This window comes from Methanosarcina sp. 2.H.T.1A.6 (assembly GCF_000979455.1).
Classification (GTDB): Archaea; Halobacteriota; Methanosarcinia; order Methanosarcinales; family Methanosarcinaceae; genus Methanosarcina.
Genome location: NZ_JJOY01000036.1, coordinates 44,725 through 56,883, shown reverse-complemented (window position 1 = coordinate 56,883; position 12,159 = coordinate 44,725). Strand labels below are relative to the sequence as shown.

6 protein-coding genes are annotated in these 12,159 nt (G+C 37.7%); 5 read left to right on the top strand and 1 reads right to left on the bottom strand.

All coding sequences use genetic code 11. From position 1 onward, the window contains the following. Nucleotides 1-709: 709 nt before the first annotated feature. The 5 genes from EO98_RS19590 to EO98_RS10400 all read left to right on the top strand — a co-directional run bounded on the left by EO98_RS19590 (nucleotide 710) and on the right by EO98_RS10400 (nucleotide 9,255). Nucleotides 710-790 carry an SHOCT domain-containing protein gene (locus EO98_RS19590; RefSeq protein ID WP_082098570.1) on the top strand — a complete coding sequence of 27 codons (81 nt, stop codon included), beginning with the start codon at nucleotides 710-712 and terminating at the stop codon, nucleotides 788-790. A 929-nt stretch (nucleotides 791-1,719) separates the two neighbouring features. After that, nucleotides 1,720-2,613, top strand: coding sequence for a transposase (locus EO98_RS10415; RefSeq protein ID WP_048144111.1), 894 nt, complete (start codon nucleotides 1,720-1,722; stop codon nucleotides 2,611-2,613). A 1,340-nt stretch (nucleotides 2,614-3,953) separates the two neighbouring features. After that, nucleotides 3,954-7,880: a YecA family protein gene (locus EO98_RS19195; protein ID WP_235283589.1), complete on the top strand. Its 3,927-nt coding sequence runs from the start codon at nucleotides 3,954-3,956 to the stop codon at nucleotides 7,878-7,880. A 243-nt stretch (nucleotides 7,881-8,123) separates the two neighbouring features. Then, on the top strand, nucleotides 8,124-8,741 hold the full coding sequence (locus EO98_RS10405; protein ID WP_048140214.1) for an integrase: 618 nt from the start codon (nucleotides 8,124-8,126) through the stop codon (nucleotides 8,739-8,741). Nucleotides 8,742-8,964: 223 nt separating this feature from the next. After that, entirely contained in the window at nucleotides 8,965-9,255 is a 291-nt protein-coding gene (locus EO98_RS10400; RefSeq protein ID WP_048140213.1) for a hypothetical protein, read from the top strand. 182 nt (nucleotides 9,256-9,437) lie between these two features. On the opposite strand, the gene EO98_RS10395 is transcribed toward EO98_RS10400, so the two are convergent. Further along, on the bottom strand, nucleotides 9,438-12,158 hold the full coding sequence (locus EO98_RS10395) for a phospholipase D-like domain-containing anti-phage protein (RefSeq protein WP_048140212.1): 2,721 nt from the start codon (nucleotides 12,156-12,158) through the stop codon (nucleotides 9,438-9,440). Nucleotide 12,159: the final 1 nt, after the last annotated feature.

Sequence of the window (12,159 nt, the reverse complement as noted above, 5' to 3'; positions counted from 1 at the left end):
ATCGAATAATTATGGCAAAAATAAGAAATTGATGTACAAAATTTAGATATTAGTGGAGCGATTTTTCCAAAATGAGGAAAAATGTTAAGAGATTTGGGTGAAATTCCATTGTTTTTTTAAAATTGGAGAAGAACCAGAAAAAATTAAAAAGACTCATATTTTTAGACCACATTTGATCTTTTTATCGAATTTAATGTACAATTAAAGCGAAAACAACGATATATTTTCAAAATATCATTTATATTATATAGCAGTACAGTATAATTGTCATTCAGGAAGTATATACAATGAGTAATATATCATCTGATTTCATTGTGTGGCTAAGTCAACCATTTTACTTAATCTTTAAACTTTTATCAGTTCTTTTCTTCATTATAGTCTTAGCTGCAATTCCTCCCTGTTTAGATGGTGAGGGTGGTATGGGCTTTTTGATAGTATTTATGGGGCTTTTAAGCTTTATATGCTTTCGAATTTCAAAACTTTTTCATAGAAGTGCGTCAATACAGACCGATTAATAAAATGCTTATAAATATCTTGTAAAAAATTCAAAATGAACATAATTCCGGAAAAAAGTACACTAGATATTTGGGTTCCGTTGCAAAAAATCTTTTCTAATGATACAATAGAATAAAAAGAAAATCAAAGATAGTAATATGCTATCTAATTCCTTTTAATTCCCCTTTAGCAGGAGAGTTTTTTCTAACATAAGCTGTTAGAATTTCAATATGATGATGGCATAATTACTCAAGAAGAATTTGAAGCAAAGAAAAAAGAGTTATTAGATCTATAAATCTCTGCTTCGGTAGATCCTTCCTTTACTTCCAGAGTAATCAGTGGAGGTGGAGGTATAATTCTTCTGTCCTTTCCATGCAGGGGTTTCCAGTTCATAATATAATCTTTCTCGTAAATTACTGCATTTTTACAATTTTATTTTTATATCTATTTTGGGAAAAATAGAACTTAGAGGATTTCTACAGAGCCGGTTAAAGGACAAATTAAGAGGATTTTGTAAGAGTATGTTTCCTTTGTAGCCTGTGGAACTCTTGAAAACAGGTTTTGAATCTTTGATATTTTTACCTGAAGTATTCGTTTCTCTGGATTGAAGTCTATAATGTAAATACAGGCTTTGTATTAGGCTCATGGCTGCATATATCTAGGGCAGCAGGTAATTTTTCAGGTGCTCTAAAAATAGCTCTAAAAAGCCGAGAGTAAGAGCTCAATAATTTCGATATATGAGTCTTTTTAATTTTTTCTGGTCTTCATATTTTCTCCATAACTCATGCAAAACAGTAATATTTTAATTATATTGAGATAAATTTTCTATTTATGGGAAAAGGAAATGTCGCAATAGATAAGTCAATGATAAAAACGGTAGTTGACGGTAAAATAATGATTCCTTTGCCAAAAGTTTTGGTTGGAAATCGATACTATCCTATGTTTTCCGTATTATCTCCTACTCATTGTGCTGATTGTGGCAATAAGTTACATGTGAACTCTCACTACACTCGTTTTATTTTATCAAGTCACGGCACTATAGCTCGCAATGTTACATACTGGTTTTGTCCTGTTTGTAAGAAACCTTTTCATGATCAGATTATTGGTGTTCCTGGTTCTGCAAATTACAGTTCTGAATATTATGATAAACAAATGAATGTTAGATGTGATGGACGATGCAGTCTACACAATTCTCGGCAAATTGGGGAAACATATACATAAGGCTTGACAGCCTTCTGTGGAAGAGCTCCTTGTGCAACTTCATTATGGTTATATGAACAGAAACATGCAGAACTTTCAAAGCAAGAACTTTTAGATCAAAAGGTTGGCTTTGATGAAACATTGTATGTTGATGGGGATTGGATCAAAAAAGGATGGAAAAAGAGACTTGAAGAATTGATTGGAAGAAAGCTTACAGAAAAAGAATGGAAAAAAATGCGATATCAATCTGTTTACGTTATTGCTACTAAAGAAAAGGTAGTTTTGGATTTTGAGGTAACTGACAGATTACCAACAATTGAAGCTCTGATTCCTCTTTTCAGACGAATAAAAAACCGATTTCCTGAAGGCAAAATACAAAAGATTGTTTCTGATGAAGATAAAGCAATCATTGGAGCTGTAAAGAGTGTCTTCCCTGAAGTAGCTCACTCCTTTTGTGTGTTTCATCAATTAAAAAACGTTAGCAAGAGGTATTATGAAGAATTCAACTCTATTGAAGATATTCCAGATAATGATAAGGTTGTGTCCAATGAAATATGTCAGTTGATACGTTCTGATACGGTCATCAGTGCTGTTGTATGTATTCAAAAGATACGAGAATTCGACTCTAATCTGGAACTTTCAAAAGCGTCTCAGAAAGCGATTTCTTATGCAGAAGAGATTTTCAAGAAAAATGTAAGCTTCTTGAAAAAAGGGTTTACACCTGAGACAGATAATACAATGGAACAGATATTTTCTTTGATAGGTGATATCGTAGACAAAGCAAGATCATTTAAAACCAATAGTGGTCTAACTAATTTTTGTTACAATTTATTTACTTATTTCAACAAACGGTGTTTCAGTACTGGTAAATGGAAAGGATTCTCACCCTTAATGAGGGCAAGATTCCAGTATGGATAAAAGTAAAGAGTAAATGGAAACTTTCAGTTTTAATCTGCAGCTTTACAGCGGTAGCTATCGAATAATTATGGCAAAAATAAGAAATTGATGTACAAAATTTAGATATTAGTGGAGCGATTTTTCCAAAATGAGGAAAAATGTTAAGGGATTTGGGTGAAATTCCATTGTTTTTTTAAAATTGGAGAAGAACCAGAAAAAATTAAAAAGACTCTTACTTTAAGAGTATAATTTGATGATTTAAGTGAAAAATCACTGCAAACCATCTAACCCACTTTCCGCAGGTGCGACAAGAAGCTATACTATGAATCGCGCCATTACGCTACCTCTTCTATTTGAGGTAATCCTACTGTGACATGCATAAATGGTAACGTTTGTGTGTGGAGCTCACATGACAATATCAAGAAATCAAGGAGCCTGACTTTGATAATTGGTTAGGATAAGAATACTATGAAGAACGTAAAGTGAACCATCGTAAGAATCGTGAAGTGGAATAAGCGAAAGCAGGTTGACGCGCTTAACCAAAAGGTACAGAATCGGGCTATAATGGGTCTGCGGACATTATGGCAAATGGACAAATGATTCTCGGTTTATAGATGGCTTCTAAGGTATTCACATTATTTGTAGTATAGAACTTGGTAAGCCCTAAATGCTCCCATAATGGGTAGGACTCCCGCGAGGGATGACGAAGGCATTGAGGGTAGAGGATTCAGTAAAAAGCGAATGTCAATCTGTAATGGATTGGATAGAGGTTCAAACTTTGCCTTGATCCGAAAGGATGCAGACTTACTGATGGTGTTTTCTTGTGTGAATGGAAACAAACTCACGAATGTAAGATACTCAAAGACACCGATAGGTGAGAGGCTTACAGACAGTCATGTCAGTGAGCTGTTATCCAGAATCACAAAATCAGTTATGCAAAATAACTGATGCCTGATACAGAAAAGGTTTGAAAACACTCGAGCCGTATGAAGGGAAACTTTCAAGTACGGTTCCTAGGGGAGAAAGGAGGAGTAATCCTCCCTACTTACCCGACATGTCCGTTCATTTTTCATAATTTTTCCTGCTATCGTTTTTCTGAAAACCGCTCTAGTTACTCAAATACCTATTTTTGAAATTCTCCAAAATTTTCGACCTTTTGCCTTCATTCAAAGATTTCAGCAGCCATTTCCCGAAGTTTCAGTTGAGATAATAACTGCAGATTTTTGAATAATTCTCCAAAAACGATATCAAGAAAAATGTTATTTTTTTGAAAACATCTGCGGAAGGTCGGATCTAAATAGTGAAGTTAAAATAAACTGTGCTTTAATCACACACAAAAGGAAAATTCGATAACTTCTTCTTTGATAGCTTCTTACTTCAATATATTCTTTATATATAACCAATTAATCTTAAGTTTTGAAGTTTCAGGAGTATATTTTCACGTGATCGGTATGGCAAAAAGAAATAGAAATTTAAAAAAGATAGGAAGAAACGATTCCTGTCCTTGTGGAAGTGGTAGGAAATATAAACATTGTTGTTTGTCTAAAAATCTGAACCTTTCTTCAAAAAAACCATTACCTGAACTTGATCTATTAAAAGAAGAGTTCAGAAAGTATAGTCCATCTGAGCTAATACCAATGCTCTCTGGTCTTCAGATCCTTCCTGAAAACCAATCTCACACTATCCGTTTAGAAATGGCCATACAAATTGCGTGCTCTCTACAAAGTGAAGGTGAGTTATCCATAGATCCAATTCATTTAAGAGATATTCTTAATAAATATCTACCTACAGATGGAGATATTGGGATTTTAGAAGATCCTCCTGAAAGCCTTTTTACTGAAAATATCGTTGTCTATGGTGGAAACTATGTTATATATCCTGGTGTTACTGAGGAAACATACATCCTCTCTGCTCTTTTAGAATCCATCCACCTAAGTGAAAGTGACTTTCCTATTGATTTTATTCTGGCTGTTTGGCCGAGTGCATTATCCCTACTAATATTAAGTAATGAGATTGCAAAACGCGCAGGCCACTTCCGAAATATGACAAGTCCCGACACATGGAGAACTGATATTGTATCAACTGATGAAAGTCAAATCCAGAAACTTACTTCTTCTGTGGTGTTTACTAAAAAAGAAGTAGATGAATTACTTATTAAGCATGGCTTGACAAACGAATCTTTGACTCCTTTTAAAATTCCAGCTGGAGATTATGTCTTTGCCAATCCTTCAGTAACAAATAATCCTCTTATTTTACGCCCTTTAGTTGAGATCGAAGATAAGATAGTTGTAACTCATCCAGGTTCAATTGTTTCTTGTTTGCGCCATTTTATATGGGTCGCAGCTTATAGATACAACGCAGTTAAAGTTCTTGCAGAAAAATACAAAAATGTTTTGTGGAAAAATGCTCAAGAATATTTCAGATTAATGCATTTCAAACCTCTAAATATTGATTTACCTTCTCTGAAAGATAATTTACCAATCAAAGAGCAAGTCTTTAGGATAGATTCTGATAAGCTTGTTTACGTTCAATTAACTGTAGACAACGGCGATGGATATTCAGCAGAAGATCCTTATGAGGAATGGAAACCTGCAGTCCTCTCTCAAGATATCTTTTCTCGTGATAAATTAATCAATCAATATTTAAAAAAGATAAATAATTTTTTAAATAATGATATTTTTGTGATTAAGATTTTTGGAAGAATTGGAAGACCGGCCCAAATTGCTATTCACTCACAAGGGAATCAAACTTTACCTATCTCTATTGAAGATTTGGAAGTTGTTAGTAAACTTGGTGATCTTGATAGTTTGGCACTTTGGAAGTATGCAAGAGCAGAAAAAAAATATAACTTTTCACCCTTTTCAACTTTCCTGGATAAATTTTCTCTTTACTATGAACATAATCATTCATTTTACCTAGATGATAGGAAAAAACCTACTCATCTGTATTTACTCCCAGGTTATGGTCTGAATTTAAAAATAAAAGTTAAACATATGTGGGACAAACATGCCTCTTTGACAAGTAGCTCAGATAACTTTATTGTTGTAGTAAGAAGATATCTAGAATCAAATATTCCTATTTATGTTCCTGAGTATTCTTTTGGAAGGTTTTCTTATCAACTGATAGAAGGTTATCTGCAACCAATATGGGTTGGGCCTACATTGGAAATTACAAAATGTTTCCCTAAACTTAATAAAACTAATTTAGAGTTTACTGAAACATTTTCATATTGGTTATGGCAATTAACTCCAGGCCTTAAAGAGCATCTTTCACCTTTAGGACGCACTCCTATCACTATAATTTTCTCTTTTGGAGAGCCTGAAAAATGGGTAAATATAAAGAAATCTAAAATAAATACAGATTCATCTTCCTTATCTTTTAATTGGAAGGTTAGTGATTCTTCTATAAAATTTACAATTCCAATAGAGATCGAACCTTTTTTACAACGCCATGATAATCTTGGTGAGCGGTTAATGCTTGAATCATTAATGCAAACATTTGGGAAATTGTTGGAAAGTAAAAATTTACATAATACTTTAGATATAGCAGAAATTAAGCGTTTTCTTGATATTCATGCACCGTTTGGGAACAAGAAAAAAATATTCACGGTAGACACTTCTTATAGTGTGCGTTTAGACGATCGTTATGTTCCTATGGTTCGTAAGCTTCAAAAACATGACGTTCAAGAGCAGATGGATGAGTTGGTAAATGAACTAGATAAGCAAAAATATCCTGTGGGTAAAGTGATTGAATCTAAAATTGAAAAGGAAAAGCTATGCGAAAAAATCGTTGACATTTATTATGCAAGGTTAAAATCAATCATTCATATGTATTCTTGGGAATCTCTTATTAAGCGATTTATTACTTATAATGAAGCGCTTTCACATTATAAAGCTTTAAAAGATCTTACTACTGCTACAACTATTGAATGCTTTACAGGAGTTCCATTAAAAGTAGCTGAGGAACTAGAAGAAACACAAGTAATTACTTCTACTGCATTGTCTCTAAGGACTCTCATAGAAATTGTTTCTGCCGAACCTCCAAAAGGTAATAAGGAGCTAAGTGTAGCAGATTTTGATATGCTGCTTGCAATCACCGACCGTCTTATCAACTGGTCAATGATTAGCGATCACATTCATACCAAAATAATTGACCATGAGCTTTCAATTCTTGAATCAGGTCGGATAGGTGTTGATAAAGAAGCATTTGATAAGGTTTACAATCCTTTCATGAAAAACAAGATTTTAGAACACTTAGAGCACTCAATCTCTAGTTTCAAAAGTAATTTCATTTTAAACCAAGAGGAAAAAACTGATATTGATCCTATATATGAGGCGGCTTTTAAGGCAGAGTTTGGATTATCCCTATCTCAAATAATAGATTTCTACCATTTTCTTATGGATATTGGATTTGAACAGGAAGTTGCAGCTCCTTCTCTCCATCTATCTGATATGAAATTAAAACTGAAGGAGATCCTAATGTGGGATGATGAAACTATTGAGCAAGCAATAGAATTATTTTCTCAGTTCCCAAGAAAAAAATGGGAAAAACCACCAGCAGGATTTGAATATAATGATATATGGCCTTGGAAATATAACCGAAGACTTTCATATATACGACGTCCTCTTGTTATTGGACCAAAAGTCGAAGAGAATCCGTTAGTATTCTGGGGACCTTGTCATGTAGAAGAAGCATGTATTAATTTAATAGGACTTGTAAGGACAGGTCGATATCACATCAACGAGAATACTCCTGAGGGAATGAAATCATTAATTGGAACCATTATAAATGAGAAAGGTAAGAGATTCAGACAAAAGGTAGAACAATGGTTCATAGATAATACGAGTTGCAAAGTAGATCATGAGGTTCCGATCAAACCTGGGAAAAAGTTAAATGCGGAGATTGATCTGGGAGATATTGATGTGCTTGTAATTGACGAAAAGAGTAAGAGGATATTATTAGTTGAATGTAAAGACCTAAATTACGGGAGAAATCCACAAGAAATTGCAAATGAGATTGAAAGATTAATTGGGGATAATGAAGAAGATAACTCCTGGACTAAAAAACACATTAAGAGACATGAATGGGTTAAAGCTAATGTTGATGTTTTAATTAGAGCTTATGGATTAAAAAATGAATTATTTTTAGTTGATTCTTTGTTTATTGTATCGAATGAAATTCCGGCTCCTTATATTCGAGCCATGCCTCTACCTTTTATCGCATACAGCCAGTTGGTAAGAAATGGATTGAGTTCATTGGATGAAATTTTGTCTATGCAGGAGTCCTAAGCTATTCTGAAACCTCTGTTGGCAACAGCGTATAATGTGCAAAAGGGTGACTTTTGAATTAAAAGAGGTTAGCACTTTCCTATCTTTTTTCAAACTTTGATCGTGTTTTTGAATGCTAAAAAATCCAGTAGTTTTCATATAAAACTACTGCATTTTGCTCTTTATCTCAACGGATGATCCTTGAAGAGAATCATATTCAATCAATAATAAAGTACTTTTAGGAAAACAACTGTATAGTATGTTGTGAAAGAAAAGTATCCAGTTTCAGGATTTACCAGGGACAAGGAAGCCATTTATGTAAATGGAATTCGTGTCTTTGTCCCTTCAGAATATGATAGATTTAAGGCATCGATCCCAAAAAAGAAACACAAAGCCATTTTTGAATTATCCACAATAACCGGGATGAGGTATGCCGAAATTCAAAGACTACATGACCATCCTGAGTGGTATTCTGAGAATCGAAACCAGATCCGACTTAATGAAGAGGCACAGAAGAAGGCAAAGAGGAAAGCAAAGGAAAGGACAGTAGATTTGCTACCTTCTACTCTTCCCTATATCCTTGATCAGTTTTTCAATGGGCCTGCTCCTCCAGATATTGACACTTGGAACCAGAACCTTAAAAGATGGGCCGTTAAAACTGATTTTAATCCGTTTGGAATCTCAGCTAAAACCACAAGAAAAAGCATCGAATCGTGGATGCTGAGCTCAGGAGTGCCGCCTTTTAAAGTTTATCAGAGACAAGGTCATGATCCGGAGACATCTCTTTATCATTATCAAGGACTAAGTTTTACGGATCTGGAGATGGATCAAATCAAAAAAAGGTTAATGGAATGGGGGATTCTAAGAAATGACAAGACTTGAGGGAGGGCATCAGGATATACGAAGCAGAGGGCGCAGAGGTTGAACTGATCACATAGGGCTTAGTTAAAAATATCTGGCCTGGAAAACCTGCAATCTTCAGGACAGTGGAGTAGGACTTTAAGCAAAAGTCAACAAAGAATACCTCTATAAATTCCTTTAATTACTTCTTTTTCGAAAGTGGGATCTGTTGCACTATACTTTAGAACAGAGAAGAGGCTAATCTATGGAAACCCGTAAGAGACAAGAACCTTTAATTTACTCCATTGGGTTCGGGGAAGCAGTAAAACATGTCTTTCCAAACTCCGAAATAGTAAATCGATTACTTGAGGAAAACTCTTTCACTCTGGGGCACTACCTGAATGAAGGTGGATTCCCTTCTATTCCAGCTTTTCTTGTGGTCTCCATGCTTGAGGCAGGGAAGACAGAGGAATTATTGAAGCTTGCAAAGGAAGCGGAAGAGAAAAGACGATTATATGAGATGTGGAAAAAAGAAGTTTACGAGACTACAGAATGAGTTCAAGATCTTCAAGCAGGCCAAGTGTAACTGAGCCCTGGCCGAAACAGCGCGGAAGACTTACCGTGCATCTGAAAGGGCTTAGAATGCAGTTATCGAAGGAATCAATGAGAATAGTTAAACGGCTCTTGCATGTATCTTAACTACGAAAATAAAGGTATATTCGTTTCCTTATTCATTTATCACCATGGCTCAGAGAGTTTTTCTATGACGTCACGCCGCCCGAAAACTTTTGCACACGACTCCCAGCGGTTCTGATCAGGATCAATGGCTCCCTCATACCGGAGTTCAAAGACATTTCGCGTTTTTTGCCGGAGATGGATGTACAGGTTTATCATCTCCTCAAGTTTCTCCTCGCTATCAATCCAACTATCGTCGATAGTGTCAGGAAGTCCTCCAAAAATGTCATATTTATCCTTCATTCGGCGAGATATAACCTGGTAGACCCTTTCATCGCGTGTGTCGTGGTAGACGAGATTCAGCATATCAACACTGCGTCTTGATTGGCCAAAGCGTTTGATGCGTCCAAGCCGTTGTTCAAGGCGCGACGGATTCCATGGCAAGTCGATATTAATGAGAGTACCGAGGGTCTGTAAATTAAGACCCTCGCAAGCAGCATCTGTTGCGACTAAGAGTCGAATCTCGCGGTTTTTCACCGCCCTTTTGATTTCCTCTCGTTCTACAGATACGAACTCTCCACCTCTAAAGAGTCCGCTTTTACCCGCACCTGCGTACACTGCAACGACTTCCCCACTTAAGTCTCTTGCCAGCTCTTCGCCAACCCAGCGTGAGGTGTCATAGTATTGACTGAATATAATACATCCATGTTCGAGCCATGTCTTTTGTTCAATCTTATGAGTAGTAAGGAAGTACCTGATAGCTTTTAATTTTGGGTCGTGGGCTTCAGGTCGTGAAAGTTCCTCCACTATAGTCCTTAGACATTTAGCCTCTTCTGGGGTCAATCCATCCAGAGCTTTGTCGAGTTGAGTAACATCTTCTTCATCATCCAGAAGTTCTCGCTCAAGCATCCTTTTGGCAGTACTACGACCAGATGCAAAGCTTGAGCAGATGCGTTGTAGCAATAGTGATCTCATAAAACCAGCAGATTTAGTACGGCTACCCAAAAGCTCGGTGAATCGCTCAACTGCCTCATAAGCTAGGTTGAATGGATGATTAGTCAGCAAACCTAAACCAACAAAGCTCTGCCCTCTATAGAAGTCAGATGAGACGTTGGGATCAGGGTGTACATCGACACGTACCTTTTCAATCAAACCGCGTTCTTCGAGTGTTTGACGCTTGCGGAGGACTGTATGACGGACAATGGGATTGTAACTCTTGAAGAATTCACCGTCAAGAATGCTCTCGAGACGCAACTGGGGAGTATATCCGAGAGAGCCAAAACCCCTATCGCTAAAGAAACTTTTGTCTGCAATGTCAAGTAGCATTCGCAGGTCTGCAAAGATTTCATGTTCATACCCAGGAGGCAAAGGATTGCGAACAAGCTCCCAAACCTCCTTTACATCGACCGGGTTGGTTTCACCCTTTACGTAAGGAAGTGAGCGTTCGAAGTTACTCCAAATGCTAAGGTTTCCGCGCCCAAGAACAAAATCTGCTCCAGAGTTCAGAATATGCATTAAGTCCCATAACTCACGAACATCTATCTGGATAGGAGTGGCAGTGCCAAGTAGCAGGTGCTTCGTACGTGATCCAATCTTCAGCATGAAATCAAGCAGATTATTGGGTTCACCCTTCCTCTCGCCTAATCCACCACGACGGCGTGCCTTGTGAGCTTCATCGAGGATGACGGTTCCATAATTTCGACCGAGCAGAATTTCGCACTCTGGAGAAGCATGGAAGATGAGACCAGTTGAGACCAGCGCCACACGATATGGGCAGTGTCCGATATCCTCGGTACCGCGGGTACGAATCATGTGACCATCCGGATCAATCCATACTTTTTTGCCTGAATGCCAGACAGCGCTCGGGATGCCAAGGTGGTCTTTTAGCTCAGTTTGCCACTGAAAAGTAAGGGTTGAGGGGCATAGGATTAGCACCGCTCCATCATCTAGTACAACAGACACTAGAGCGCTGGCAGCAAGGGATAAAGTCTTGCCAAGACCTACCTCATCCGCAAGGAGAAGGCGTACCTTTCCATAGATCTCGCGATGTTCGAGAAACTTTGTCACGAAGGACCGCTGCCAGGGCTGAAGCTGCTCCCCTCCCCGGTAAATAGGCGATTCTACAAGCACCGCCGCAGGCACATCGGCTGCATCGACTTCACTAAAACTTACTTCGATCCTGTCAGCCCGTCGTTTGATCTCAGTGACAATAGCATCTGGCAAAAGGTACGCTTCCTTCCATAGAGCCTCAAATTCCTCGTCGACCCATTTCACGCCCTCGGGCGATGGGTCTTCCCAGAGAATCTCATAATTGGCTGTAAATGCGCTTTTTGTCTCGTTGATGGAACCGAGAAAAGCAGTCTTGCCCCATGGTCCTTCGATCACACCTGCCTTGCCGTGCAGGAATACTTTATCCTTGGGTACAACTCTTATCTGAACAGTTGGTTCACCGCGTTCGTTTCTCCGGGAGAGTAATTCGTAGAGCTTGCGGTAGCGATCGCGTTGCAGAAGTGCGTCTACTTCCACTGGTACATCGTTCCATCGTTCCTTAAGTGCAGCCTCCCTCGCTGCTTGGGATATACTAATATCAGCAGCATCCAGCTCGCTATTGCAGACTATGCGCACGTCGGGGATTGCGGCTATCTCCTCTCCCACGAGCTCAAAGATCGAGCTACGGAAGTAGCCAGCTATACGACGGTAAGAGGTAGCATCACGCAATTTTTCAGCCAAAAATACTTTGTCAAGACGGTGGAGTCTGGAGGAGAAACGGCGGATCTCACTCATG